Here is a 25,777-nt window from a genome sequence, read left to right on the forward strand (position 1 = left end):
CGAAAAGAACGACGAGCCCCGTGGGATTTACTGGCCGAGTGAACGATTGGATTGAAGAGCTGCAGAAGGCGGGCCGCCAGGCCGAAGCCTTTGCAGCCAAGCATCCGCGCGCACTCACCGGCAGTGTGGTCGGCGTCCTGAGCTGCTTTGCGATCACCGCTTTCGGTATCGCGCCGCTGGCCCCCGATGCGCAGGACCTGCCACAGCGCCAGGTCAGCGAGACGGTCACTACCGAAAGCCTCGAAGAGCAACTGGCCGCCCTGGCCGCCAACAAGCTTTCGCTGACCCGCAACGATTTCACCCGCTCGAGCGACACGGCCGACTCTCTGCTGCGCCGCATGGGTGCCTTCGACGTCGCCGCCGCCGCCTTCCTGCGCAGCGATCCGCTGGCCCGCCGCGTACTTCAAGGCCGTGTTGGCAAGATGGTGCAAGTCTCGGCCGACGCCTCCGGCACGGTGGACCGCCTGATCGCCCGCTTCCCGGCAGAGAAAGCCGAGCAGCAGGCCACGCACTTCAGCCGCCTGACGGTCGAACGCCAGGGCCAGGGCTTCGTTTCCCGGCTTGAGACGGTACCTATGCAGTCGCAGGTCCGCCTGGGCAGCGGCACGGTCCAGACCTCGCTGTTCGCCGCCACAGACGACGCCCGCATCCCCGATGGCGTGGCCTCGCAACTGGCCGACATGTTCTCGGGCGACATCGATTTCCATCGCGAACTGCGCAAGGGCGACCGCTTCTCGGTCGTCTATGAAAGCCTGACCGCTGATGGCGAGCCCATCAACTGGGACGGCGCCGCCGGCCGCGTGGTGGCCGCGGAGTTCGTCAACAACGGCCGCAGCCATTCGGCCGTCTGGTACCGCGACAGCGGCACCGGCAAGGGCAGCTACTATGGCTTTGACGGCCAGAACAAGCGCCGCGCCTTCCTGGCCAGCCCGATGGAGTTCTCGCGCGTGACCTCCGGCTTCGCGATGCGATTCCATCCCATCCTGCAGACCTGGCGCCAGCACCTGGGCACCGACTACGGCGCCCCCACCGGCACGGCCGTGCGCAGCGTCGGCGATGGCACGGTGGAGTTCGCCGGCTGGCAGAACGGCTTCGGCAATGTCGTGCACCTGCGCCATGCCGGCGACCGCACAACGGTCTACGCCCACCTGAGCAAGATCGACGTCAAGAAGGGCCAGCGCGTCGAGCAGGGTCAGCGCGTGGGCGCGGTCGGCGCCACCGGCTGGGCCACCGGCCCGCACCTGCATTTCGAATTCCGAGTCGGCGGCCGCCATCAAGACCCGCGCCTGATCGCCCGCGCCTCCGAGTCCGTGCCGCTGCCGGCCACGGCCCGCGCCCAGTTCAATCAGCAGGTCGCCAGCGCACAGACTCAGCTGCAGGTCGCCGCCAGCATCAGCAACGGCGTGAGCAGCGCCGACTGACCGATGGCAAGTTCCGCAGGGCTCTTCCTGGGCCTGATGTCTGGCACCTCGCTGGACGGTGTCGATGCGGTACTGGCCCGCTTCCCTTCCTCCACTGAAATCGAAGTGCTGGCGCATTGCCATCGGCCCTTCCCGGACGCGCTGCGCAGCGAATTGCTGGCCTTGAACGCTCCCGGCGACAACGAGGCTCACCGCATGGCCTTGGCCGCCAATGGCGTGTCGCGCAGCTATGCCGCTGTCGCCGCCCTGGCGTGCGAGGGCATCGCCGAGCCCATCCAGGCCATCGGCGCCCATGGCCAGACCATCCGTCATCAACCGCTGGCCTTCGACGGCTGCGGCTACAGCCTGCAGCTGCTGAACGGCAGCCTGCTCGCCGAGCTGAGCTGCATCGACGTGGTCTGTGATTTCCGCAGCCGCGATCTCGCGGCTGGCGGCCAGGGCGCACCACTGGTGCCCGCCTTTCATCGCGCACTGTTCGGCCGCACCGATGCCGAGGTGGCCGTGCTCAACATCGGTGGTTTCAGCAATCTCAGCCTGCTGGCCCACGACGGCACGACCACAGGCTTCGACTGCGGCCCGGGCAATTGCCTGATGGATTTGTGGATCGCCGGCCAGCGCGGCCTGGCCTATGACGCCGATGGCGCCTGGTCGGCCAGCGGCTCGGTGCTGCCGGCGCTGTTGAAAGCCATGCTGGCCGAACCCTGGTTTGCCCTGGCGCCACCGCGCAGCACGGGCCGCGATTTGTTCAGCCTCGACTGGTTGCTCGGCCATGTGCGGGCCCATGCAGCCGACGCAAAGGCAGAGGACGTGCAGGCCACACTGCTTGAATTGACCGTCGAGACCATCGCGCCGCATGTGGGCGCGGCCAGCGAGCTGCTGGTTTGCGGCGGCGGTGCCTTGAATGGCCGCCTGATGCAGCGCCTGCAGCAACGACTGCCAGCCAGCCAGGTGCTCAGCAGCGCCGCGCGTGGCCTGCCGCCCATGCAGGTCGAGGCCGCCGCCTTCGCCTGGCTGGCCCTGCGCTTCGTGCAGCGCGAGCCGGGCAATCTGCAGGCCGTGACCGGTGCGGCCGGGCCGCGCATCCTGGGCGCACTCTATCCACGCTGAATGAGCGAAGTCGCCGCTGGCAAGGCAGAAATGCAAAAGCCGCCCAAAGGCGGCTTTCATGCGGAGTCTTGAAGCTCAGACCGAGAAGCTCGAGCCGCAACCGCAGGTGGTGCTGGCGTTCGGGTTCTTGATCACGAACTGGGCGCCTTGCAGGTCTTCCTTGTAGTCGATCTCGGCGCCCATCAGGTACTGCAGGCTCATCGCGTCGATCAAGAGCGTCACGCCGTTCTTGTTCATCTGCGTGTCGTCTTCATTGGCCACCTCGTCGAAGGTGAAGCCGTACTGGAAGCCCGAGCAGCCGCCGCCCTGCACGAAGACGCGCAGCTTCAGCTCCGGGTTGCCCTCTTCAGCCACCAGGTCACGCACCTTGTCTGCGGCACTGTCGGTGAAGACCAGCGGTGCGGGCGGCATGTCGCTGGAGGTGGTGGATTCAAGCACTGCGCTCATGATTGCTGTTCCTGGCAAAAACCATCGATGGGCTGGATTGTCGTCTGAAATGCCGGCCCGCTCTTGACCATGGGCATTTGGGGGCGATTCCAGAAACAACAAAGGCCACTGAACAGCGGCCTTTGTTGAAAGACTGGCCCCTTCCGAAGAAAGTGAGCCAAGCTGGGAAAGTCGATCAGCGCTTGCTGAACTGCTTCCGGCGACGTGCACCGTGCAGACCGACCTTCTTACGCTCGACTTCACGCGCATCACGCGTCACGAAGCCGGCGCGGCTCAGTTCGGGCTTCAGGGCTGCGTCGTAGTCGATCAGCGCACGGGTGATGCCGTGGCGCACGGCACCGGCTTGACCCGACTCACCGCCGCCATGGACGTTGATCTTGATGTCGAAGGCTTCACCATTGTTCGTCAGCAGCAGGGGCTGCTTGGCGATCATGATGGAAGTCTGACGGCCGAAATACTCAACGATGGCCTTGCCATTGATGATGATTTGGCCCGTGCCCTTCTTGATGAAGACGCGAGCGACCGACGACTTGCGGCGGCCGGTACCGTAGTTCCAGTTTCCGATCATTGCCGTTCCTTAGATTTCCAGAGCCTTGGGCTGCTGGGCGGCGTGCGGGTGGGAACCACCGGCATACACCTTCAGCTTCTTCACCATGGCATAACCCAGCGGGCCCTTGGGCAGCATGCCCTTGACGGCCTTTTCCAGGGCGCGGCCCGGATGCTTGGCTTGCATGTCCTTGAACTTTGTGGCGTAGATGCCGCCAGGGAAGCCCGAGTGACGGTAGTACACCTTGTCATTGGCCTTGTTGCCAGTGACACGCAGCTTGTCTGCGTTGATGATGACGATGAAGTCACCGGTGTCGACGTGAGGCGTGTAGATGGCCTTGTGCTTGCCGCGCAAACGGAGTGCCACTTCGCTGGCAACACGTCCGAGCACCTTGTCGGTGGCGTCAATCACAAACCACTCGTGCGTCACTTCGGCCGGCTTGGCGCTGAAGGTCTTCATGAGATTCTTTCAAGTTCCGCCCAGCTCAGGAATGAACCGGCGGAGGATTAATTGGTTGAACTACAGCTGCGATGCCCTTGAATCGGTGCCGCTTTTTTGGCGAGATTTCTCCCACCAGCGCGACCTCTCATGCCGAGGCAACGAGCTTCTTCCCCGCAACCAAGTCGAGGAAAGCCCGCGAGTGTATCAGAGCCTCGGGAAATCCCCAAACAGTCAACGAAAGGCGGCCCAAGACCCGGGCCGCGGTTAGCATCAACTGCTGCTGGAGACCCATCCCCATGACCCCGCTCCCACCGCAAGACGGCGAAGACAGCCCGCCCTGGCACAAGGCGGTGCTTCGCCGCTGGTCAGACTGGGTGCCGATACGCTCACTGGCCCGGCGGCACCGGCAGCGCATCAAGAACCACCTGTTGGCCCTGAGCGAGCGCGACCGCTACCTGCGCTTCGGCTACCCGGCCACTGACGAGCAGGTCAGCAAGTACGCGCTGAGCCTGGATTTCGAGCGTGACGAGGTGCTGGGCATCTTCAACCGCAAGCTGGAGTTGGTGGCCATGGCTCACCTGGCCTACGAGCCGCTGCCACAGCGGGTGGGCAAGCCGGCGATGGCGGAGTTCGGTGTGTCGGTCGCTGACAAGGCACGCGGCCGCGGCTTTGGTGCCCGACTGTTCGAACACGCCGCCCTTCATGCCCGCAACCGGGGCATCGAGACCCTTTTTATCCACGCGCTGAGTGAGAACGCGCCCATGCTCCGGATCGCCCGCAGCGCTGGCGCCACCGTCGAGCGCGATGGCTCGGAGTCCGAGGCCTGGCTGCGCCTGCCACCCGACACCGTGGCCTCGCATGTTGGCGAAGCGCTGGAGCGCCACCTGGCCGAGGTCGATTTCACGCTGAAGCGCCATGTCCGTACCTTGCACGCCATCATCGACGGCGTGGCCGAGGTCACCCAGCACCTCGGCGACGGCGGCAAGGGCCCCAAGCCTTGAGCCTTCGCTGAGCGGATCGCCCCCGCCCAGCGCACCGAGTGGACACGCTGCGCACGCCTCCGACGCCCCGCGCCCGAGGGGGCGCTCACCCCCGTATTGAGCGGGTAGGCCCGTAGTGATTTGTTGCAAATATCCGCTACATTCGCCCGATAAGCACCGCCACACCGGTGCAATTCGGCCTTTTATGGCCCGTCGCGAGTGCGAGGGATATGTCGGCAAACACTCCGTGGATCATTGCGCTGGTATCAAGCTGCGGCTTGCTGGCCCTTGCTCTGCTGTGGGCATTGCGCCGGCCGAGCCGCGGCGCCAAGCCGCTGCCCACCGAATGGTCGCTCACGGCCCGCCCGGTCTTCAGCACCGATGAGCGCCGCGTCTACCGCCTGCTCAAGGAGGCCCTGCCTCACCACGTGATCCTCTCCAAGCTGCCCCTGGTGCGTTTTTGCCAGCCCACCGAAGCCAAGGAGGTGCGCTACTGGTTCGACCTGCTGGGCGCCATCCACGTCACCTTCGCGATCTGCAGCCCGAATGGCCGCGTGCTGGCCGCCATCGACCTCGACAACGAGCGCAGCGTCTCCGGCCGCAGCCTGCAGATCAAGCAGTCCGTCTTGAGCGCCTGCCGCGTGCGCTATCTGCGCTGCCCGATCGACAACCTCCCCAGCGCTGCGGAGCTGCAGTTGCTGGTGCCGTTCAGCAGCAGTAACAACGCCCGCGGCCCGCAGGCGGCACCCACGCTGCGCCCCGCCGCCCGACCCGGCATGGCTGGCGTGGCCGAAGCTCGCCGCAGCGGCCGCGACCAAAGCCTCTGGCAGGACTCGGCCCTGTTCGGCGATTCCTTCTTCGCGCCCGACAGCCGTTTCGATTCGCTGACCGGCAGCCCACCGCTCTCCCGACCCGAACCACAGGCCGCCACGGGCTTTCGCAACACCACGCCGTTCGCCGAACCGCTGGGAGGGAATGCCCAGTTCCCGGATGAAGCGCCGAATGACATCGTCGGCGTGGTCGTCGATTCGCCCCGCTACGGCGCCTCCACGCCGCGCTAAAGGTAGCGCAGAGTCCAGCAACCATAATCGCCGCACGGCGCCCAGTCGGGCGCCGTTTGCATTTGAGGCACGATGAGCCAAGACCCCGACACCAGCTTCGGAACCCTGACGCCGGAATTCATGCTGGATGCGCTGGAGCAGGCCGGCCTCTACGGCGATGGCCGGCTGCTACAACTGAATTCCTACGAGAACCGGGTCCTGCAGGTCCACCTTGAAGATGGCCGCATCGCAGTGGCCAAGTTCTACCGCGCCGGCCGCTGGAGCGACGCGCAGATCCTCGAGGAACACAGCTTTGCCACCGAGCTGGCCGAGGCCGAAGTGCCGGTGGCCGCGCCCTGGTTGCTCGGCGACTCGACCCTGCGCCATTACCGGGGCCAGCGCTTCGCCGTCACGCCGCGCCAGGGCGGCCGGGCGCCTGAGCTGGACGACCCCGAGGTGCTCACCTGGATTGGCCGCCTGCTCGGCCGCTTTCACCTGGTCGGCCAGCGCCGGCCGTTCGAGCACCGCCTTCACTGGGCCAGCGCCGAACCCGGCCGTGTCGCGCGCGACTGGCTCTTGAACAGCGGAATGCTGGCACCCGAAATCCGCCCGGCCTGGGAAGACGTGGTGCAGCGCTGCCTGAGCGCCATCGACCTGGCCTTCGAAACGATTCCCGATCTGAAGATCCTGCGCCTGCACGGCGACTGCCACCCAGGCAATATCCTTTGGACACCCGACAAAGGCCCGCATTTCGTCGACCTCGACGACGCGGTGATGGGCCCGGGCATCCAGGACCTGTGGATGCTGCTCTCCGGCGACGAGCTCAGCATGCGCCAGCAACTGGCCTGCGTGCTGGAAGGCTACGAGACGGTGGCCGAGTTCGACCGCCGCGAGCTCGCCCTGATCGAGCCGCTGCGCACGCTCCGCATGATCCACCACAGCGGCTGGCTCGCCCGACGCTGGGGCGACCCGGCCTTTCCGTTGGCCTTCCCCTGGTTCGGCACGCCCAACTACTGGAACGACCAGATCGCCAAGCTGCGCGAGCAGCTGGAAGCAATGCGGCCGCGCGAGCCCTTTGCAGAGCTGGCGCGGCCGGATGATGAAGTGAACTTCGATGGTGACGGCTTCGCTTGAAGCCGTCACCCGACGGCATCAGCCGAGCAGCATCGCATTGACCCGGCGGACATAGGCGGCTGGATCTTCCAGGTTGCCGCCCTCGGCCAGCACGGCCTGGTCGAACAGCACATGGGCCAGATCATCGAAATGCGCCGAGCCCTCGAGCTTCTTGACCAGCGCATGTTCGGCATTGATCTCCAGCGTCGGCAGCGAGGTGGGCGCCTGCTGGCCGGCCTGCTTCAACAGGCGTGCCAGGTGACCGGACATGTCGCCCTCCTCGACCACGATGCAGGCTGGTGAGTCCACCAGACGCGTGGTCACGCGCACGTCCTTGGCACGGTCCTTCAGTGCGTCCTTCAGCTGCTCCAGCACCGGCTTGAAGCTCTCGGCCACTTCCTCGGCCTTCTTCTTCTCTTCCTCGTCCTGCAGCTTGCCCAGGTCCACGGCACCCTTGGCCACCGACTGCAGCGTCTTGCCTTCGAACTCGTAGAGGTGGGAGAGCATCCACTCGTCCACGCGGTCGACCAGCAGCAGCACTTCGATGCCCTTCTTGCGGAAGATCTCCAGCTGCGGGCTGTTCTTGGCGGCGGCCAGCGAGTCAGCCGTGATGTAGTAGATCGTCTCCTGGCCTTCCTTCATGCGAGAAACGTAGTCAGCGAACGAGACGCCGGCATCGGCATGCGTGGAGGCAAAGCGGAACAGCTTGGCCAGGCGCTCCTGGTTCTGATGGTCTTCGCCGATGCCTTCTTTCAGCACCGAGCCGAAGTCCTTCCAGAAGGCGGCGTACTTGTCCTTCTCGGCCTGCTCTTCGCTGTCGGCCAGCGACTCCAGCATGCCGAGCACGCGCTTGGTCGAGCCTTCGCGGATCGCCTTCACGTCGCGGCTTTCCTGCAGCAGCTCGCGCGAGACGTTCAGCGGCAGGTCGGCCGAGTCGATCACGCCCTTGACGAAGCGCAGGTAGACCGGCATCAGCGCCTCGGCGTCGTCCATGATGAAGACGCGCTTCACGTAGAGCTTCACGCCGCCGCGCTTGTCGCGGTTCCACAGGTCCATCGGGGCCTTGGCCGGGATGTAGAGCAGCTGCGTGTACTCGCTGCGACCTTCCACGCGGTTGTGCGTGTAGGCCAGCGGTGCGTCGCTGTCGTAGCTGATCTGCTTGTAGAACTCCTCGTACTGCTCCTGCGTCACCTCGCTCTTGGAGCGCGACCACAGGGCCGAGGCCTTGTTGACGCTTTCCCATTCGTCGGTGATTTCCTGTTCGCTCTTCTCCGGATCCCACTTTTCCTTGCGCATCAGGATGGGCAGGGAGATGTGGTCGGAGTACTTGCTGATGATGGACTTGAGGCGCCAGGTCTTCAGGAACTCGTCCTCGCCTTCGCGCAGATGCAGGATCACGTCGGTGCCGCGGCCAGGCTTGGCAATGGTCTCGACCTCGTAGTCGCCCGTGCCCTCGGAGGTCCAGCGCACGCCTTCTGAGGCCGCGAGGCCGGCGCGGCGCGTTTCGACCGTGATGCGCTCGGCCACGATGAAGCCGGAATAGAAGCCCACGCCGAACTGGCCGATCAGGTTGGCGTCCTTCTTCTGGTCGCCTTCCAGCTTGGCCATGAATTCGCGCGTGCCGCTCTTGGCGATGGTGCCCAGGTGGGCGATCGCCTCGTCGGCGCTCATGCCGATGCCGTTGTCGCTGATGGTGATGGTGCGCGCCTCGGCGTCGAAGCTGACACGCACTTCCAGGTTCGGCTGATCTTCGAACAGCCCGGCGTTGTCCAGCGCTTCAAAGCGCAGCTTGTCGCAGGCGTCCGAGGCGTTCGACACCAGCTCGCGCAGGAAGATTTCCTTGTTGGAATAGAGCGAGTGCGTGACGAGGTGCAGGATCTGCTTGACCTCGGCCTGGAAGGAATGGGTTTGCTTGTTCATGGTGCAGTAGGTTCGAGAACGGCAGCAGCGCCGCCAGCGCCCAGGCAACTGGGGGCGCTGCGGCGCCTTTCAAGAGGGGCGGATTCTCTCAGTACGACAGCGTCTGCTTGGGCACGTCGACCTTGAGCAGTGCCTTGCTCAGCGCACCGCTGGCGGCGCGGGCATAGTCCAGCGCCACCGCAGCGTCCTTGAAACCCTCAGGGCCAAGTGCGGCTGCCACGCCGAGGATCTTGTCGGCCACCAGCACCTTGCCGGAGCCGCGCATGGGCTCGCAGCCCAGGCGGACGAACTGTTCGTCCAGCCATTGCCGCGAAGCCTCGAAGGACAGGACCTCCTCGGCGTCAACGGCCAGGTCGAACTCCTTGCCGGGGCCGAACACGATCTTCACCTGCTTGTGCATGCCTCACTCCTGCTGCCGGGCCTGAGGGCCATTGTGTCAGGCCGCGCGGCGCGCCTTCACGGCCTCGCTCAGGATGTCCAGCACCTGCAGCGAATCGTCCCAGCCCAGGCAGGCATCGGTGATGCTTTTGCCGTACTCGAGCTGGGCCGGGTCGTCCTTGCCCGGGCTGAACTTCTGCGCGCCGTCGTTCAGATGGCTCTCGACCATCACGCCGAAGATCTGCTGGCGGCCGGCCTTCAGCTGCGAGGCGATGTCGCGTGCCACGTCGATCTGGCGCGTGTGCTGCTTGCTGCTGTTGGCATGCGAGCAGTCCACCATCAGCGCGCAATCGAGCTTGGCGGCGAGCAGGTCCTTGCAGGCAGCGTCCACGCTCTCGGCGTCGTAGTTGGGCGTCTTGCCGCCGCGCAGAATGACGTGACAGTCCTTGTTGCCCTTGGTCTCGACGATGGCGACCTGGCCGTTCTTGTGCACCGACAGGAAGTGGTGCGGCCGGGCGGCCGCCTGGATCGCATCGGTGGCGATCTTGATGTTGCCGTCGGTGCCGTTCTTGAAGCCGATGGGGGCCGACAGGCCGGAAGCCAGCTCGCGGTGCACCTGGCTCTCGGTCGTGCGCGCGCCGATGGCGCCCCAGGCGATCAGGTCGCCGATGTACTGCGGCGAGATCACATCGAGGAACTCGCTGCCGGCCGGCATGCCGAGGCGGTTGATCTCCAGTAGCAGTTGGCGGGCGATGCGCAGGCCTTCGTCGATGCGGTAGCTCTCGTCCAGGTAGGGGTCGTTGATCAGGCCCTTCCAGCCCACCGTGGTGCGCGGCTTCTCGAAGTAGACGCGCATCACGATCTCGAGCGTGCCCTTGTGCTTCTCGCGCTCGACCATCAGCCGCTTGGCGTACTCCAGCGCGGCGGCCGGGTCATGGATGGAGCAGGGGCCGATGACCACGAGCAGGCGGTCGTCCTTGCGTTCCATGATGTCGCGGATCTTCTGGCGCGTGCCCGTGATCAGCTGCTCCATCGGCGTGCCGCTGATCGGGAAGAAGCGGATCAGGTGCTCCGGCGGCGGCAGCGGCGTCACGTCGCGGATGCGCTGGTCGTCGGTCTGGCTGGTCTTGTCCTGCGGGGAGTACCAGCGATCGGCCTGGGTCGAGGTCTTGGCGTTCATGGACTCGGTTCTTTCCGTGGTGAGACTGGGAACTTGTCGGGCTGTCACGGCGAAAAAAAACCGCCGGGGGTTGAGCCCGGCGGTTTTGGGAGATTCGGTTTGCTTGTTCGCTTTGCCTGCTTACGCGCTTGCCTCTCCGCCGCCGGTGCGGTGCGAGAACCAAAAGAACGCAAAAAAGTAGGACTTCAGCGAAAGCATGGAGCTGAATGTAGCACGCGGGTTTGAGGAATCAGCCTTCACGCCTGGGCAAGCCTGGCTTGCAGCTTGCGCCGCATCAAGCCGTGCCGCCAACGGTCAAGGCGTCGATGCGCAGCGTCGGCTGGCCCACGCCAACCGGCACGCTCTGGCCTTCCTTGCCGCAGACGCCCACGCCGGTGTCGAGCGACATGTCGTTGCCGATCATGCTGACGCGCGTCAACGCGTCCGGCCCGTTGCCGATGATGGTCGCGCCCTTGACCGGGTACTGGATCTTGCCGTTCTCCACCCAGAAAGCCTCGCTCGCCGAGAACACGAACTTGCCGCTGGTGATGTCGACCTGGCCGCCGCCGAAGTTGGTGGCGTAGAGGCCCTTCTTGATGCTGGCGATGATCTCTTGCGGGTCTTTGTCACCGCCCAGCATGTAGGTGTTGGTCATGCGCGGCATCGGCGTATGGGCATAGCTTTCGCGGCGGCCATTGCCGGTCGGCGCCACCTTCATCAGGCGCGCGTTCATCGCGTCCTGGATGTAGCCCTTCAGGATGCCGTCCTCGATCAGCACATTGCGCTGCGAGGCACAGCCCTCGTCGTCGATGTTGAGCGAGCCGCGGCGGTCGGGGATGGTGCCGTCGTCCAGCACGGTCACGCCCTTGGCGGCCACGCGCTGGCCGATGCGGCCGGCGAAGGTGGACGAGCCCTTGCGGTTGAAGTCGCCTTCCAGGCCATGACCCACCGCCTCATGCAGCAGCACGCCGGGCCAGCCGGGGCCGAGGACGACGGTCATCTCGCCGGCCGGGGCCGGGCGGGATTCGAGGTTGGTCAGGGCGGCATTGACGGCCTGATCGACGTAGCTGGCGATCATTTCGTCGGTGAAATAGGCGAGGCCAAAACGGCCGCCGCCACCTCCACTGCCGACTTCGCGTCGCTCGCCCTGCTCGGCGATCACGGTGACCGAGAGCCGCACCAACGGCCGCACGTCGGCGGCCAGCGTGCCATCGGCACGGGCGATCAGCACAACCTCATGTTCGGCGGCGAGGCCCGCCATCACTTGCGCCACGCGCGGGTCCTTGGCGCGGGCCATGCGCTCGGCGCGCTCCAAGAGAGCGACCTTCTCGGTGCTGTCCAGGCTGGCGATCGGGTCCGCCTCTCCGTAAAGCGTGCGGCTGCCGGGAATGGTCGGCGTGCTCGGCACCTTCACGCGCTTGCTCTGGCCGGCGGCGGCAATGCTGCGCACGGTGCGCGCCGCGTCGAGCAAGGCGGCTTCGGAGATGTCGTCGGAATAGGCGAAGGCCGTCTTCTCGCCAGCCACGGCACGCACGCCCACGCCCTGATCAATGGAGAAACTGCCGCTCTTGACGATGCCCTCTTCCAGGCTCCAGCCCTCGGCGCGCGTGGTCTGGAAGTACAGGTCGGCATCGTCGACCTTGTGCTCCGTGATCAGGCGCAGGGCCTTGGCCAGCGAAGCGTCGCTGAGGCCGAAGGGTTCCAGCAGCTTGCTGCGGGCCGTGACGAGACGGGCCAGGGTGGGTTCGCGGGCAATCATCGGGGCATTGTAGGAGCGGCGAATGCCCCTGCCAGATGGTCGAACACCAGGCGCAATCGCGGTGTGTCGCGCAGCTCGCGGTGGGCGGTCAGCCACAGCGGCAGCGGCGGGATGGCGATCTCGGGCAGCACCCGCACCAGGGCCGGATCACGCGCCGCCAGCGCCTCCGGGCCAACGCCTATGCCCAGGCCGGCGCGCACGGCCTCCCAGACCACGAGCTGGTTGTCGCAGCGCAGGCCGAAGTACTCGCGGCCCACCTTGAAACCGGCCTGGGCAAAGCCGCGCAGCATCTGGTCCGAACGATCAAACCCGAGCCATTGGTGCGAGGCCATGGTCGCCAGCGTCGGGAGGCCGGCCTGTGCCAGGTAGTCACGATGGGCATAGAGCCCCAGTGGGAAATCGGTCAGGCGCCGCGCCACCAGGGTCGGTTGCTCGGGCCTCACCATGCGCAGCGCGATGTCGGCACTGCGCTCCTGCAGGTTCTCGATCTCGTTGCTCGCCACCAGCTCGACCTGGATCTCCGGATGCCGCTCGCGCAACGCCCGTAAAGCCGGCAGCAGGAAGTGGGCGCAGAAGATTTCGCTGGCCGTCAGCCGCACGGTGCCGGCCAGCGTCTGCTCGCGCGCGGCCAGGCTCATGGCGAACTCCCGCGCCGCTTCGCGCATGCGGCGGGCCGCCGGTAGCAAGTGCTCGCCGGCCGCCGTCAGGCGCAGGCCGCGGGCATGACGCTCGAACAGCACCTGGCCCAGCCGCTCTTCCAGCAGGGCCAGCTGGCGGCTCAGCGTCGGCTGGCTCTGGCCCAGCTGGTGCACCGCCCGGCCCAAGGAGCCCGCCTCAGCCAGCACCAGGAACAGTTGCAGGGACGACCAGTCGGCTTGCTCATCCATATCAATTCATTTTTGGATACCTGCCATACAGTCTATCCACTTCCGGATTGATGCCCATGACTTGAAACTGCCGCCATCGGCCAAGGGAAGAGGAGACACCCATGCAGATGCCCGCACTGATCCGCTACCAGCAGCAGCACTACCCGCGCTTCCACCGAAGCGCCCGCAATGTGCGCCTGCACCTGTTGACGGTGCCGCTGTTCCAGCTGGGCAGCCTGGCCTTGCTGTTCAGCCCGTGGTTGGGCGGGCTGGTAGCAGCAGCCGCCGGCATCGGGGCCTGCATGGCGGCGCTGGCGGCGCAGGGCCGGGGGCATCGCGACGAAGCGGTGCCCCCCGAGCCCTTCACCGGCCCGTGGAACTTCGTCGCCCGCATGCTCGCCGAGCAATGGCTGGCCTTCCCGCGCTTTGCGCTGGCCGGCGGCTGGCGCGTGGCTTTCGAATCAAACCCTTCTCGCTGAAAGCAGCTGCCATGCCCACCGTCGTCATCTTGGGGGCCGCTGGTCGGCTGGGGCAGGTGCTGGTGCCGGCCTTTGCCGCTGCCGGCTGGCGCGTGTTGGCGCAAAGCCGCAAGCCTTTGCCCGCTGAGCTGTCTCGGCTGAGCGGCGTGCAACAACTGGCCTGCGATGCGCTGGACCGTGCACCGCTGCACGCCGGCGCGCGCGGCGCGAGCGTAGTCATCAACGCACTCAACCCGCCCTATCACCAATGGGAGCGCCAGGCCCTGCCGCTCGCCCAGGCCGCGCAGGTGCTGGCGCATGGGCTCGGCGCGCTCCTGATGCTGCCCGGCAATGTCTACAACTACGGCTCGAAACTGCCGGTGCGCTTGACGCCGGACACCCCGGAAGTCGGCGACACCAGCAAGGCGCGCATCCGTATCGAGATTGAGCAGCGCATGGCCGAGGCGCCAGGGCTGGATTCCGTGGTGCTGCGCGCTGGCGACTTCTTCGGCGGCAGCGGGCGTGGCAGCTGGTTCGATCTCGTCGTGGCCAGCCGCCTGGACAAGGGCCGCGTGGTCTATCCCCGCCCCTTGGATCGCATGCACGCCTGGGCCTATCTGCCCGACCTGGCTCAGGCCTTTGTCAAGCTTGCCGAGCAGCGTGAACGGCTGCGGGGCCACCATCGACTGCACTTCGCCGGCCATGCGGTCGAGGGTCAGGTCTTGCTGAAGGCGCTGCAGGCGCTGCTGGACAAACCGCTCCGGGCCGCCAGCCTGCCCTGGCCCCTGATACGGCTAGCCGCACCGCTGATGCCCAGCTGGAAGGCCATCGCGGAGATGCGCTACCTGTGGGAGAGGCCGCATCGCCTCGAGGAAGAGGCCTTGCGAAAGCTGATCGGCGAACCCGCCCACACGCCGTTGCCTGTCGCCTTGAGCGAAAGCCTCGCCGCGCTGGGGATGGCGCCAGGGCGGCGTGAAGCCGGGCCGCAGCCCGCCTGAGTTTCACGATTCTTTACACCCCTCGCGTCGGCGGCGCCGGCAGGTCGGCGTTGTATCGCCAAGCACGCAATTCAGCGTCGCTGCCACCGACCAAGGAGCCCTCATGAACCGCCAAATCCGCCTGATCGCCCTGTTCGCTTTCGCTGGCCTGAGCGCCCTGAGCCAAGCCCAGACTCCCGCTCCCGCCACACCTGCCACGCCGCGCGTCGATCAGCGCGAAGCCAACCAGCAGGCCCGCATCGCCCAGGGTGCCGCGTCCGGCACGCTGACGGCCCGCGAGACCCAGCGCCTCGAGAAGGAGCAGGCCGCGATCAACAAGGCCGAAGACAAGGCCAAGGCCGATGGCACGGTCACGAAGCATGAGCGCCGCCGCCTGCACAAGATGCAGGATGGCGCCAGCAAAGACATCCATCACGCCAAGCACAACGCCAAGCCGGCCAGCGCCACGGGTCAATGATCCAGGCCAGCAGGCCCGCGAACGCCTCTTCAGGCCTCGCGGGCCTTCTTCATGGCGAGGCCCAGGTCGTAGAGCTGGTTGCGCGGCGCGCCGCTGATCTCGGCGGCCAGGGCCACGGCCTGCTTCAAGGGCAATTCGGCCGACAGCAGCTCGAGCGCGCGTCGTGCCAGCGCCGGCAGCTCATCCTCACCTGCCTCCGCGGCCTCCGCCGCATGCAGCACCAAGACGAATTCACCCCGCTCACGCTGGGCATCGGCCGCCAGCCAGGCCGGCAGTTCGGCGGCGAACGCCGTGTGCACGGTCTCGAACTGCTTGGTCAATTCACGCCCCAGCGTGACCCGCTGCTGCGGCGCCAGCTCAGCGAGCAGCGCCAGCAGATCAGCAATGCGATGAGGCGCCTCGAACAGCACTTGGCTGTGGTCGGCACCCACCAGCGCCTGCAGCCGCCGGCGCCGTTCCTGCCCCTTGGGCGGCAGGAAGCCCACGAAACGGAAACCACTGGCCTGCGCATCACCAGCCACGCTCATCAAGGTCGTGGCGCTGCTGGCGCCTGGCAGCGGCAGGCAACGCAAGCCGGCGGCCTGCACGGCCGCCACGAGTGCTGCGCCAGGGTCAGAGACGGCTGGCGTGCCAGCATCGCTGACATAGGCGATCCGCTCCCCGGCTTGCAGCCGCGCCACCAGGCCGGCGGCGGCCTCATGCTCGTTGTGCTGATGCAGGCTCAGCAAGGGCTTGTGCAGGCCCAGATGGCGCAAGAGGCCGCCCGTCACCCGCGTGTCCTCGCAGGCCACCGCATCGACCAGGCTCAGCACCTGGATCGCACGCAGGCTGATATCCGCCAAGTTGCCTATGGGTGTGGCCACCAGGTAGAGGCAGGCGGCGGGATACTGCTGGCCGCCGGCCGCAGCCTGGGCGGCCTGCAGCAACAGGGAGGCAGGGGCAATGCTCAAGTGGGGCTCTCCGAAGGGGCGGGGCGATGCGGCCGAAGACCGCGCCTTGCGCTATTTGCAGCAGCAGGGGCTGCGGCTCGTGGAGCGCAATTATCGGGTCGCGCGCGGGCCGCAAGCGCGCGGCGGCGAGATCGACCTGATCATGCGGGCACCCGATGGCTGCCTGGTCTTCGTCGAGGTGCGGGCCCGGGCCGACGGCTCACATGGTGGCGCGGCAGCCAGCATTGGCGCCAGCAAGCAGCGCCGCATCATCCTGGCGGCGCGCCACTACCTGCTGCGCATGGCCTCGCCGCCGCCTTGCCGCTTCGACGTGCTGGCCCTGGAAGGCGAGCAGCTGGAGTGGTTGCAGGCCGCGTTTGATGCCTCGTTATGATGCACGCCAATGCTTGAGCAACGAATCCAACAACAGTTTTTCGAGAGCGCCGACCTGCTCTACCAGGTGGCCGAAAGCCTCTCGCGGCCGGTGGCCGACGCGGCCCAGTTGCTGGTGGACGGCATCACGGCCGGCAATCGCGTGCTGTGCTGCGGCCTCGGTCTGTCGGCCCTCGATGCCCGCTACATGGCCGCGCTGCTGAGCGGCCGCTTCGAGCAGGAGCGCCCCGGGCTCGCGGCCCTGTGCCTCGACGGCCAGGTCCAGACCGGCGCGGCCGCCGACGTCAGCAGCGCGCTGGCCCGCCAGATCCAGGTGCTGGGCCATCCCGGCGACCTGCTGCTGCTGTTCGAATCACAGGGCGCCTCGCGAGCCCAGCTGGCACCGCTGCTGGAGGCTGCCCATGCGCAGGACATGACCGTCATCACCCTCAGCGGCAGCCAGGATGAAGAATGGCGCAGCGCCCTGCTCGACACCGACGTGCAGATCCGCCTGCCCCACAGCCGCGTCGCCCGCGTGGCCGAGGGCCAGCGCCTGCTCGCCCATTGCCTGTGCGATGCCATCGACCTGCAGCTGCTGGGCAGCGGCGAGTAACGAACCACCCACCTTTCAAGGGACGAATCCCCACATGAACTTCCAAAGCCAAGCACGTCGCGTCACGCTTCTGGCCACCGTTCTTGCCGCCGCGCTGAGCGGCACGGCCTGCGCGCCGCTGTTCGTCGGCGGTGCCATGGTGGGCGGCGCCCTGGTGGCCACTGATCGCCGCACCTCGGGCATGCAGCTGGAGGACGAGAGCATCGAGCTCAAGGTCGGCCAGAACATGCGCCACCACCTGCCCGACCGCGCCCATGTGAACGCCAACAGCTACAACCGCATGGTGCTCCTGACCGGCGAGGTGGCGACCGATGCCGACAAGGCCAAGGCCGAGACCGTGGTCAGCAAGATCGAGAACGTGCGGGGCGTGATCAACGAGCTTGAGGTCACCTTCACCAGCTCGATGACCAGCCGCGCCAACGACAGCCTGCTCGCCACCAAGGTCAAGGCCCGCCTAGTCGAGTCCAAGGACCTGCTGGCCAATGCCTTCTACGTCGTGGTCGAGCGCGGCAATGTCTACCTGCTGGGGCGTGTCACCGAACGCGAAGCCAATCGCGCGGCCGAGATCGCCAGCAGTGTGGGCGGCGTGAAAAAGGTGGTGAAGATGTTCGAGCTGATCAGCGAGGAAGAGCTGGCGCGGATGACGCCGAAGTCCTCCAAGGACTGATCACTTCAGCCTCTTGATCAGGCTGGAGGTGTCCCAGCGCCGTCCGCCCATGCTCTGCACATCAGCATAGAACTGATCCACGAGGGCGGCGAGCGGCAGCCGGGCGCCGTTGTGGCGAGCCTCGTCCAGCACCAGGCCCAGGTCCTTGCGCATCCAGTCGACGGCGAAGCCGAATTCGAACTGATCGTCCACCATGGTCTTGCCACGGTTGTCCATCTGCCAGCTCTGGGCCGCGCCCTTGCCGATCACGTCCAGCACCAGCTTCATGTCAAGGCCGGCCTTCTGGCCGAAGGCAATGGCCTCCGACAGGCCCTGCACCACGCCGGCGATGCAGACCTGGTTCACCATCTTGGCCAGCTGACCGGCGCCCGATTCACCGACACGCGTGACGGCGCGCGAGAACGCCATCGCCACCGGCTGCATGGCATCGAACGGCACCTGGTCGCCGCCGCACATCACCGTCAGCATTCCGTTCACCGCGCCCGCCTGACCGCCGGACACCGGCGCATCGACGAAGTGCAGGCCCAGGGCCACGCCGGCCGCATGCAGCTCCCTGGCCACATCGGCCGAGGCCGTCGTGTGGTCGACAAAGATCGCGCCGCGCTTCATGCCCTGAAAGGCGCCCGTTTTACCGAGCACCACCGAGCGCAGATCGGCGTCGTTGCCGACGCAGGCAAACACGATGTCAGCGCCCGCTGCCGCTGCGGCAGGCGTGGGCGCAGCCGCGCCACCGTACTCCAGTGCCCAGGCCTCGGCCTTGGCGGCCGTGCGGTTGTAGACCGTCACCTGGTGGCCGGTGCGGGCCAGGTGGCCAGCCATGGGATAGCCCATCACGCCGAGGCCGATGAAGGCGACGCGACGCGGGGCGATGGGCTCGTAGCTGCGAGTGCTCATGGGTAAGAAATCCACTCAGACGATGGTCATGTGTTCGGTGCCCGAGCTGAGATCGCCGCTGCGGGCACGCTCGCTGTTGAGCTTGATCTGCAGGCGCAGGTCATTCACCGAATCGGCATTGCGCAGCGCGTCCTCGTAGCTCACCTTGTGGTTCTCATAGAGGTCGAACAGCGCCTGGTCGAAGGTCTGCATGCCCTGTTCGCGCGAGCGCTTCATCAGCTCCTTGATCTCGCTGATCTCGCCCTTGAAGATCAGGTCTGACACGAGCGGCGTGTTCAGCAGGATCTCCACCGCCGCCACGCGGCCCTTGCCCTCCTGGCGCGGCAAGAGGCGCTGCGAGATCAGGGAGCGCAGGTTCAGCGAGAGGTCCATCAGGAGCTGGGCGCGTCGCTCTTCCGGGAAGAAGTTGATGATGCGATCCAGCGCCTGATTGGCACTGTTGGCGTGCAGCGTGGCCATGCACAAATGGCCGGTCTCGGCGAAGGCCACGGCATGCTCCATGGTCTCGCGGTCGCGGATTTCGCCCATCAGGATCACATCGGGCGCCTGGCGCAGCGTGTTCTTCAGCGCCATCTCCCAACTGTCGGTATCGATGCCCAGCTCGCGCTGGGTGACGATGCAGTTCTTGTGCGGATGGACGAACTCGACCGGGTCTTCGATGGTGATGATGTGGCCGTGCGTGGTCTCGTTGCGCTCATCGATCATCGCTGCCAGGGTGGTGCTCTTGCCGGAGCCGGTAGCCCCCACCACGATCACCAGGCCGCGCTTGGTCTGGGTGACTTCGCGCAGGATGTCGGGCAGGTCCAGCGACTTGATCGTCGGCAGCGTGGCCGGGATGGTCCGCAGCACCAGGCCTACGCTGCCCTGCTGCAGGAAGGCGTTGGCACGGAAGCGGCCAATGCCCTGCGGCGAAATGGCGAAATTGCATTCCTTGGTGCGCTCGAACTCGGCCGCCTGCTTGTCGTTCATGATGGAACGCGCCAGCTGCAAGGTGTGCTGGCCGGTCAGCGGCTGCGGCGAGACCTTGGTGACCTTGCCGTCCACCTTGATGGCCGGCGGGAAGTCGGCCGTGAGGAACAGGTCCGAGCCCTTGCGCGAGATCATCAGGCGCAGGAGGTCGTTGATGAATTTCGAGGCCTGGTCGCGTTCCATGAGGGATCCTGCTGGTGAACTTCGAGGGAAGTTTTGCCGCCACTCACATGGCTGGCGCCATATGAGTGACGTCGAATTTCCCGGGCTTCAGCCCGGGAAATTCTCCGGAAACTTAGCCTTGGAACGGGCTTCAGCTGGCGAGATGATGTTGCGGCGGACCAGGTCGGTGAGGTTCTGGTCCAGCGTCTGCATGCCCATGCTGTTGCCGGTCTGGATGGCCGAGTACATCTGGGCGACCTTGTTCTCGCGGATCAGGTTGCGGATGGCCGAGGTGCCCAGCATGATTTCGTGCGCCGCCACCCGGCCGGTCCCGTCTTTCAGCTTGCAAAGGCTTTGAGAGATCACGGCCACCAGCGATTCGGACACCATCGCGCGGACCATTTCCTTTTCGGCCGCGGGGAACACGTCAACGATACGGTCCACGGTCTTGGCCGCGGACGAGGTGTGCAAGGTGCCGAAGACCAAGTGGCCTGTTTCAGCCGCTGTCAGCGCCAGGCGGATGGTTTCCAGGTCGCGCATTTCGCCGACCAGCACCGCGTCCGGGTCTTCACGAAGTGCGGAGCGCAGCGCATTGGCGAAGCTCAGGGTGTGCGGCCCGACTTCCCGCTGGTTGATCAGGCTCTTCTTCGATTCATGCACGAATTCGATCGGGTCCTCGATGGTGAGGATGTGGCCGTATTCGTTCTCGTTGAGGTGGTTGACCATGCCGGCCAGCGTCGTGGACTTGCCTGAACCCGTGGGGCCAGTCACCAGCACCAGGCCGCGCGGCTTCAAGGCCAGCTCTGCGAAAACCTTGGGCGCGTTCAGCTGCTCCAGCGTCAGGATCTTGGACGGAATGGTCCGGAACACGGCGCCGGCGCCGCGGTTCTGGTTGAAGGCATTGACCCGGAAACGCGCCAGGCCCTGGATCTCGAACGAGAAGTCGACCTCCAGCGTTTCCTCGTAGGCCTTGCGCTGCGAGTCATTCATGATGTCGTACACCATGTCGTGGACCGCGCGGTGGTCCAGCGCCTCGACGTTGATGCGGCGCACATCGCCATGCACGCGGATCATCGGTGGCAGGCCGGCCGAGAGGTGCAAGTCCGAGGCCTTGTTCTTGACCGAGAATGCCAGCAGTTGGGTGATGTCCATGGGTCGGGCTACTCCGAAAACGTCGAAGCATTATGGCCACGATCGCTGGCAACTTGTATCAGCTCCACCACCGTATGGCCGAGGCCTGCGAGGCTGCCTCGCGGCCCGTGCAAAGCGTCACATTGCTGGTGGTCAGCAAGACGTTTCCAGGCGACGCGGTGCGCGAGGCTCATGCGGCCGGTGAGCGCCGCTTCGGCGAAAACTACGTGCAGGAAGGCCTCGACAAGATCGCTGAGCTGGCGGACCTGCGCTCGTCCATCGAATGGCACCTGATAGGCCCGCTGCAAAGCAACAAGACCCGCGTCGTCGCCGAGGCCTTCGACTGGGTCCACAGCGTGGACCGGCTGAAGATCGCCGAGCGCTTGTCCGAGCAAAGGCCGGCCGGCCTGGCACCGTTGCAGGTCTGCCTGCAAGTCAATATCAGCGGCGAGGCCAGCAAGAGCGGCATCACGCCGGATGAACTCCCCGCGCTGGCTCGCGCCGTGGCCGCCCTCCCCGCCTTGCGGCTGCGCGGCCTGATGGCCATCCCCGAGCCGGCCGAAGATCCCGAGGCCCAGCGCCTGCCGCATCGCGCCTTGGCCGAGCTGATGGCAGAGACCAACCGGCAACTGGGGCTGCAGATGGACACCCTCTCCATGGGCATGAGCGCCGACATGGAGGCCGCCATCCTCGAAGGCGCGACGCTGGTGCGCGTGGGCTCGGCCATTTTTGGCAGCCGCGTGAAGCTTTGAGCGGCCCCGAAAAGCGGGGCGCAAGCCCTTGCTTCGGGGGTGTCAGTTCAAAGTAAGGGATTACCCAGCCCCACGTTTGGCAATCCTTCACAGCCGCCGCGAACTGCACTCACGAGTTTCAGCCGAACTGGCTTGAAACTTCTGCTTACGCCAAGTGCCGGCGACCCAGCTGGGTCAGCGCAAGGCACGCCAACCACCGACAGTCTGAGGGATTCCCTAGATGAACCTGCTTACCAAGCTGCGCATCAGCCAGCGCCTGGCCCTGAGCTATGGCCTGTTGATACTGCTGTTGATCGTCATTGGCGCCTATGGCGCGTCGAATTCCAACCGCCTGGCCAACGACCTGAACCGGACGGCCAATTCCAGCCTGGTGAAGATTGCCGCCGCCAACGCGCTGGAAGGCAACGTCAACGTGATCGCCCGCGCTTCCCGCGACCTGCTGCTGCTCGACGAAGCCCGCCAGATCAAGAAGCAGAAGGCCGCCCTCGAGACCGCTCAAGCCGACAGCGAGAAGCAGCTCGCGAGCCTGGCCGAGAAGATCGACGGTGCCAAGGAAAAGGAAATCCTGAACGCTGTGCGCGAGCACCAGGCCGAGTTCTTTGCTTCGCTGCAGAAGTTCCTCAAGGTGCAGGAAAGCGGCAGCCCCGACGAAGCCCGCGAGAGCCTGATCACCGGCGTGCGCCCGGCCCAGCAGGCCTACCAGGCCGACCTGAAGGGCCTCGTGGACCTGCAGTTCGACAGCGCCCGCGAGCTGGCCGAAACCGGCAGCGACGTGGCCCAGAAATCCATCTACGTGACCGTCTTCCTGGTGGCTGTGGCCGCACTGATCGGCGTGGGCGGCGGCTTCGTGATCGCCCGCTCCATCGTCGTGCCGGCCCGCAAGGCCCAGGCCGCTGCCGAGGCGATTGCCGCCGGCGACCTGACCCAGCATGTCGACGTGCAAGGCAGCGACGAACTGGCCCAGATGCTCCACGCCATGCACGCCATGCAGATGGCCCTGAGCGGCGTGGTTCACAGCGTCAGCACCGCGGCTGGCGAAGTGGCGCAGAGCTCCAGCGTGATCGCCGACAGCAATGTCGACCTGTCGGACCGCACCTCGCGCTCCGCCGCCAGCCTGCAGAACACCGCCGCCTCGGTCGAGCAGATCGCCGCCAACCTGAGCGGTGCCAGCGAGCTGACCCGCAAGGCCGCCAACATTGCCACCAAGGCCCGCCAGTCGGCCTCGGCCGGTGGTGCCGTGGTCTCGCAAGTGGTTTCGACCATGCAGGACATCAGCGCCAGCTCCAAGAAGATCGGCGACATCATCGGCGTGATCGACGGCATCGCCTTCCAGACCAACATCCTCGCGCTGAACGCTGCCGTGGAAGCCGCCCGTGCCGGCGAGCATGGCAAGGGCTTCGCCGTGGTGGCCACCGAGGTGCGTGCCCTGGCTTCGCGCTCGGCCGCTGCCGCCAAGGAAATCAAGGTCCTGATCCAGGAAAGCACGGACAAGGTCGAGAACGGCACCACCCTCGTCAACAACGCCGGCGTGACCATTCGCTCGGTCGTGGACGAAGTCAACAACATGGGCCAGCTGATCGAGGAAATCTCGCACTCGGCCCAGGAGCAGGCTTCGGGCGTGGGCGTCGTGAACCAGGCCATGAACGAGCTGGACAAGACCACGCAACAGAACACCACCCTCGTGGACGAGCTGAGCCGCTCCACCGACGCATTGAAGACCAGCTCCAGCCGCCTGCTGGAAGCCGTGGGCTTCTTCCGCTCGGCCTCGGCCTGATCGCCCGGATCGCTCTACCGATCCCCTTTCTTCTCTCTCTATCTCTACCGTTACCAAGAAGTCGTCATCATGCAAGTCTCCAAGTTCTTCGCTTTCGCCGCCGCCCTGGCCCTGGCCCTCTCCGCCCACGCCGCTGCGCCCAAGGTCGTCAAGAAGGTGCCGCCGGAGTTCCCGCGTGAAGCCGCCCAGAAGGGCATCTCCAACGGCAGCGTCAAGGCCGAAGTGGCCATCGATCCGGATGGCAAGGTCAGCAAGGTCACCGTGCTGGAAGCCGAACCCAAGCGCGTCTTCGACAAGGCCGTCACCGCCGCCCTGATGGAGTGGAAGTACGAAGGCTCGGGCGAAAAGCAGACTGCTGAAGTCAAGCTGGTGTTCCGCAACGAAGACTGAATGCAAGCAGTCACCGACTGCTGAGTGAAGAAAGGGCCGCATCTGCGGCCCTTGTTGTTTTCGCCGCCATGGCGGCCACTGTCGTGACGCAGGGCTTCCCTTGATTGACCCGCCCCGCCCGGCGCACCAGCATTGAGCACATGCTCATCGAGGATTGCCCCAAGCCCACCCGCAGCGAACAGACCCGGCAGAAGCTGATCCAGGCTGCGCTGGAGGTCATAGGCACGCAGGGCTATGAGCTCGCCACCACGCGCATGCTGACGGCCCATGCCGGCGTCAACCTGGCGGCCATCCCCTACCACTTCGCGTCCAAGGAAGAGCTCTACCGCGCGGCCGCCGAGTTCCTGGCCGAGCGCCTGAAGACCGACCAGGCCGCGCCGCTACGGGCGCTGCGCCTGGCCACCGAGCAGCACGGCAGCACCGATGCGCTGATCGAGGCGGTGATCGACTTCATGCTGAGCATGGCCCGCAACATCCTGAGCGGCGAGCTGCCGCAGAGCTGGGTGCAGTTCTTCCTGCGCAGCCAGGCAGACCCGGCCGACAGCATCGGCCAGATCTTCCGCCAGGCCCTGCAACCGGGCCGCCAGCAAGTGCGTGCCGCAGTGGCCCTGATCTGCGGTGGCGAGGCCGATTCACTGCCGGTGCGCGCACAGGCCTTCTCGCTGTTCCACCAGGCCTTCTACTTCCGCCTGGCCGAGCCGGTGCTCTTGCAGCATCTGGCCCAGCCCAGCCTCAGTGCCGAGGTGCAGCAGCAATTGCTGAGCACGCTGAGCCTGAGCCTGCACGCGCAGCTGCAGGCCGTCGCCCGGCGCTGATTCAGGTTCAGGTTCAGGTTCAGGTTCAGGTTCAAAAGGGCGCGAATATGCGCTGATCGCGCAGGAAGCGCAGCGTGGCGGAGATGGCCTCCTGATGGATCTGCTCACGCGGCTTGCCGCCCGCCTCCTGGCAGGCAAAGGCTTCGTTGGTTTCTGCCAGCACCTCCGCGCCGGTGGGCGCACACAGCGGCAGGAAGCTGAAATGCCAGGCCTCCTGGATCTCGACATAGCGGCTGTGCGCGGGCAGCCAGCCGACGATGGGCTTGACATGGGTGGATGGCGGCAATTGGCCGTCGCGCTCGCCGCCGATCACCAGCACCGGCGTCTTCAGGGCACGCAGCGAAGCCTCGGTCAGCGACTCGGTCAGCCCGGCGGCAATGGCCACGGCGGCGCGGATGCGCGGTTCCTTCAGATCGGCATTGGCGCGCTCGAAGAAGGCAGCGTCCAGGCTCGCGAACTTCGAACGGAAGGCACGGCAGGCGCCGTCGTCGTGGCTGTCACAGAAACGCGGGAAGCGCTGGAAGTCCAGCCGCCCACCGGCCAGCGACAGCGCCGCCGTACCGCCCAGCGAGAAGCCGACCACGGCAATACGCTTGGCGTCGATGCGGCGCCCCCAGGGCGAGGCCAGCAGCGCATCCAGCATCTGGCTGACTTCCTGCGGCTGGCGCCAGATCTGCAGCAGTTCCGGCCGCTCGGGATCGCCGCCGCTGCTGCCCGGATGGTCAGCGGCGATCACGATGGCACCCTGCCGGGCCAGCTCCACGCCCAGCCAGGCCATGCCTTCGCCAGAACCGCCCGAGCCATGGTTCATGACGATCAAGGGCGCCGGCGCAGCCGCCAAGGGCTCGGCGTCCGGCACGGCCCGGTAGCCTTGGCGCACCAGGTTCTTGCCGATCCACTGCGGCGCACCGCTCGCTGCCGGGTACCAGAGACGGGTGAGGAAGCCGGGCTTGCCCTTCACGGCGGCCACCTGGAACTCGGCTCGCCCCACAGCGGGCATCTCGGCGCGGGCGGCGCCTGGCAGGGCGGCCAGCAGCACGAGGCTGGCCGCCAGGAAACGCAGGATTTGGAGTGGACAATTCTTCTTCATCGGGCGGTCCTGGGTCACAGGGAATTGGGATGCGGCTCATGCTGGCAGCGCCGGCCCAAAAAAGCTCTGAAGCTTGTCGAAAGGTTTTCTGAATGCGTCCTGAAACCTTGCAAATCAAGGACTTGCCT

At 66.2% G+C, this 25,777-nt stretch carries 28 protein-coding genes; 15 read left to right on the top strand and 13 right to left on the bottom strand.

The window, feature by feature from the left end; genetic code table 11:
• The first annotated feature begins 38 nt into the window (after positions 1-38).
• Both J7U46_RS06765 and J7U46_RS06770 read left to right on the top strand, forming a co-directional pair.
• A complete protein-coding gene (locus tag J7U46_RS06765; protein ID WP_282824058.1) occupies positions 39-1,421 on the top strand; it encodes a M23 family metallopeptidase in 1,383 nt (460 codons plus the stop codon).
• 3 nt (positions 1,422-1,424) lie between these two features.
• The gene (locus J7U46_RS06770; protein ID WP_282824060.1) at positions 1,425-2,528 is read left to right on the top strand and encodes an anhydro-N-acetylmuramic acid kinase; all 1,104 of its coding nucleotides are present in this window, start codon (positions 1,425-1,427) and stop codon (positions 2,526-2,528) included.
• 75 nt (positions 2,529-2,603) lie between these two features.
• Here the strand turns inward: J7U46_RS06770 and erpA are convergent, their stop codons facing one another.
• The 3 genes from erpA to rplM all read right to left on the bottom strand — a co-directional run bounded on the left by erpA (position 2,604) and on the right by rplM (position 3,981).
• Positions 2,604-2,975: an iron-sulfur cluster insertion protein ErpA gene (erpA, locus tag J7U46_RS06775; protein ID WP_282824063.1), complete on the bottom strand. Its 372-nt coding sequence runs from the start codon at positions 2,973-2,975 to the stop codon at positions 2,604-2,606.
• Between the two features lie 175 nt (positions 2,976-3,150).
• Positions 3,151-3,543, bottom strand: coding sequence for a 30S ribosomal protein S9 (gene rpsI / locus J7U46_RS06780; RefSeq protein ID WP_282824065.1), 393 nt, complete (start codon positions 3,541-3,543; stop codon positions 3,151-3,153).
• A gap of 9 nt (positions 3,544-3,552) precedes the next feature.
• Entirely contained in the window at positions 3,553-3,981 is a 429-nt protein-coding gene (gene rplM, locus J7U46_RS06785) for a 50S ribosomal protein L13 (protein ID WP_137941462.1), read from the bottom strand.
• 278 nt (positions 3,982-4,259) lie between these two features.
• On the opposite strand from rplM, the gene J7U46_RS06790 reads away from it, so the two are divergent.
• The 3 genes from J7U46_RS06790 to J7U46_RS06800 all read left to right on the top strand — a co-directional run bounded on the left by J7U46_RS06790 (position 4,260) and on the right by J7U46_RS06800 (position 7,117).
• Positions 4,260-4,964: a GNAT family N-acetyltransferase gene (locus J7U46_RS06790; protein ID WP_282824067.1), complete on the top strand. Its 705-nt coding sequence runs from the start codon at positions 4,260-4,262 to the stop codon at positions 4,962-4,964.
• A 257-nt stretch (positions 4,965-5,221) separates the two neighbouring features.
• A complete protein-coding gene (locus J7U46_RS06795) occupies positions 5,222-6,004 on the top strand; it encodes a DUF2726 domain-containing protein (protein WP_282824069.1) in 783 nt (260 codons plus the stop codon).
• A gap of 72 nt (positions 6,005-6,076) precedes the next feature.
• Positions 6,077-7,117, top strand: coding sequence for a serine/threonine protein kinase (locus J7U46_RS06800; protein ID WP_282824070.1), 1,041 nt, complete (start codon positions 6,077-6,079; stop codon positions 7,115-7,117).
• An 18-nt stretch (positions 7,118-7,135) separates the two neighbouring features.
• On the opposite strand, the gene htpG is transcribed toward J7U46_RS06800, so the two are convergent.
• The 5 genes from htpG to J7U46_RS06825 all read right to left on the bottom strand — a co-directional run bounded on the left by htpG (position 7,136) and on the right by J7U46_RS06825 (position 13,199).
• On the bottom strand, positions 7,136-9,016 hold the full coding sequence (gene htpG, locus J7U46_RS06805; protein WP_282824072.1) for a molecular chaperone HtpG: 1,881 nt from the start codon (positions 9,014-9,016) through the stop codon (positions 7,136-7,138).
• An 88-nt stretch (positions 9,017-9,104) separates the two neighbouring features.
• Entirely contained in the window at positions 9,105-9,416 is a 312-nt protein-coding gene (locus J7U46_RS06810; RefSeq protein WP_282824074.1) for a hypothetical protein, read from the bottom strand.
• A gap of 36 nt (positions 9,417-9,452) precedes the next feature.
• The gene (locus tag J7U46_RS06815) at positions 9,453-10,574 is read right to left on the bottom strand and encodes a 3-deoxy-7-phosphoheptulonate synthase (RefSeq protein ID WP_282824075.1); all 1,122 of its coding nucleotides are present in this window, start codon (positions 10,572-10,574) and stop codon (positions 9,453-9,455) included.
• 274 nt (positions 10,575-10,848) lie between these two features.
• Positions 10,849-12,312, bottom strand: coding sequence for a metalloprotease TldD (gene tldD, locus J7U46_RS06820; protein ID WP_282824076.1), 1,464 nt, complete (start codon positions 12,310-12,312; stop codon positions 10,849-10,851).
• Positions 12,309-13,199, bottom strand: coding sequence for a LysR family transcriptional regulator (locus J7U46_RS06825; protein WP_282824077.1), 891 nt, complete (start codon positions 13,197-13,199; stop codon positions 12,309-12,311). The genes tldD and J7U46_RS06825 overlap by 4 nt, the downstream gene beginning before the upstream one ends.
• A gap of 101 nt (positions 13,200-13,300) precedes the next feature.
• Between J7U46_RS06825 and J7U46_RS06830 the strand changes: the two genes are divergently transcribed.
• From J7U46_RS06830 to J7U46_RS06840, 3 genes are all read left to right on the top strand, one after another.
• Positions 13,301-13,657, top strand: coding sequence for a terminase (locus tag J7U46_RS06830; RefSeq protein WP_282824078.1), 357 nt, complete (start codon positions 13,301-13,303; stop codon positions 13,655-13,657).
• An 11-nt stretch (positions 13,658-13,668) separates the two neighbouring features.
• Entirely contained in the window at positions 13,669-14,634 is a 966-nt protein-coding gene (locus J7U46_RS06835) for an NmrA family NAD(P)-binding protein (protein WP_282824080.1), read from the top strand.
• Positions 14,635-14,737: 103 nt separating this feature from the next.
• Positions 14,738-15,091: a hypothetical protein gene (locus J7U46_RS06840; protein ID WP_282824082.1), complete on the top strand. Its 354-nt coding sequence runs from the start codon at positions 14,738-14,740 to the stop codon at positions 15,089-15,091.
• Positions 15,092-15,120: 29 nt separating this feature from the next.
• On the opposite strand, the gene rsmI is transcribed toward J7U46_RS06840, so the two are convergent.
• Positions 15,121-16,041 (bottom strand): 16S rRNA (cytidine(1402)-2'-O)-methyltransferase, encoded by a 921-nt coding sequence (gene rsmI / locus J7U46_RS06845; RefSeq protein WP_282824084.1) that lies wholly within the window; start codon positions 16,039-16,041, stop codon positions 15,121-15,123.
• Between rsmI and J7U46_RS06850 the strand changes: the two genes are divergently transcribed.
• Genes J7U46_RS06850 through J7U46_RS06860 form a run of 3 tightly spaced genes read left to right on the top strand, consistent with a single transcriptional unit; the run spans position 16,034 to position 17,672 of the window.
• On the top strand, positions 16,034-16,414 hold the full coding sequence (locus J7U46_RS06850; RefSeq protein ID WP_282824086.1) for a YraN family protein: 381 nt from the start codon (positions 16,034-16,036) through the stop codon (positions 16,412-16,414). The genes rsmI and J7U46_RS06850 overlap by 8 nt on opposite strands.
• Before the next feature lie 9 nt (positions 16,415-16,423).
• Positions 16,424-17,005 carry an SIS domain-containing protein gene (locus tag J7U46_RS06855; protein WP_282824088.1) on the top strand — a complete coding sequence of 194 codons (582 nt, stop codon included), beginning with the start codon at positions 16,424-16,426 and terminating at the stop codon, positions 17,003-17,005.
• A gap of 34 nt (positions 17,006-17,039) precedes the next feature.
• A complete protein-coding gene (locus J7U46_RS06860) occupies positions 17,040-17,672 on the top strand; it encodes a BON domain-containing protein (RefSeq protein ID WP_282824090.1) in 633 nt (210 codons plus the stop codon).
• On the opposite strand, the gene J7U46_RS06865 is transcribed toward J7U46_RS06860, so the two are convergent.
• From J7U46_RS06865 to J7U46_RS06875, 3 genes are all read right to left on the bottom strand, one after another.
• Positions 17,673-18,566, bottom strand: coding sequence for an NAD(P)-dependent oxidoreductase (locus tag J7U46_RS06865; protein ID WP_282824091.1), 894 nt, complete (start codon positions 18,564-18,566; stop codon positions 17,673-17,675). It lies immediately after the preceding gene.
• A 15-nt stretch (positions 18,567-18,581) separates the two neighbouring features.
• Entirely contained in the window at positions 18,582-19,718 is a 1,137-nt protein-coding gene (locus J7U46_RS06870; RefSeq protein ID WP_282824094.1) for a PilT/PilU family type 4a pilus ATPase, read from the bottom strand.
• An 87-nt stretch (positions 19,719-19,805) separates the two neighbouring features.
• On the bottom strand, positions 19,806-20,849 hold the full coding sequence (locus tag J7U46_RS06875) for a type IV pilus twitching motility protein PilT (RefSeq protein ID WP_282824095.1): 1,044 nt from the start codon (positions 20,847-20,849) through the stop codon (positions 19,806-19,808).
• Positions 20,850-20,881: 32 nt separating this feature from the next.
• Here J7U46_RS06875 and J7U46_RS06880 point away from each other — a divergent pair, with 32 nt between their 5' ends.
• The 4 genes from J7U46_RS06880 to J7U46_RS06895 all read left to right on the top strand — a co-directional run bounded on the left by J7U46_RS06880 (position 20,882) and on the right by J7U46_RS06895 (position 24,559).
• Positions 20,882-21,580, top strand: coding sequence for a YggS family pyridoxal phosphate-dependent enzyme (locus tag J7U46_RS06880; protein WP_282824097.1), 699 nt, complete (start codon positions 20,882-20,884; stop codon positions 21,578-21,580).
• 220 nt (positions 21,581-21,800) lie between these two features.
• On the top strand, positions 21,801-23,354 hold the full coding sequence (locus tag J7U46_RS06885) for a methyl-accepting chemotaxis protein (protein WP_282824099.1): 1,554 nt from the start codon (positions 21,801-21,803) through the stop codon (positions 23,352-23,354).
• 69 nt (positions 23,355-23,423) lie between these two features.
• Positions 23,424-23,744 carry an energy transducer TonB gene (locus J7U46_RS06890; RefSeq protein ID WP_282824101.1) on the top strand — a complete coding sequence of 107 codons (321 nt, stop codon included), beginning with the start codon at positions 23,424-23,426 and terminating at the stop codon, positions 23,742-23,744.
• A gap of 140 nt (positions 23,745-23,884) precedes the next feature.
• On the top strand, positions 23,885-24,559 hold the full coding sequence (locus J7U46_RS06895; protein ID WP_282824102.1) for a CerR family C-terminal domain-containing protein: 675 nt from the start codon (positions 23,885-23,887) through the stop codon (positions 24,557-24,559).
• Positions 24,560-24,590: 31 nt separating this feature from the next.
• On the opposite strand, the gene J7U46_RS06900 is transcribed toward J7U46_RS06895, so the two are convergent.
• On the bottom strand, positions 24,591-25,649 hold the full coding sequence (locus J7U46_RS06900; protein WP_282824104.1) for an alpha/beta fold hydrolase: 1,059 nt from the start codon (positions 25,647-25,649) through the stop codon (positions 24,591-24,593).
• Positions 25,650-25,777 lie beyond the last annotated feature (128 nt).

Source organism: Pelomonas sp. V22 (assembly GCF_030014915.1).
Lineage (GTDB): Bacteria > Pseudomonadota > Gammaproteobacteria > Burkholderiales > Burkholderiaceae_C > JAUASW01.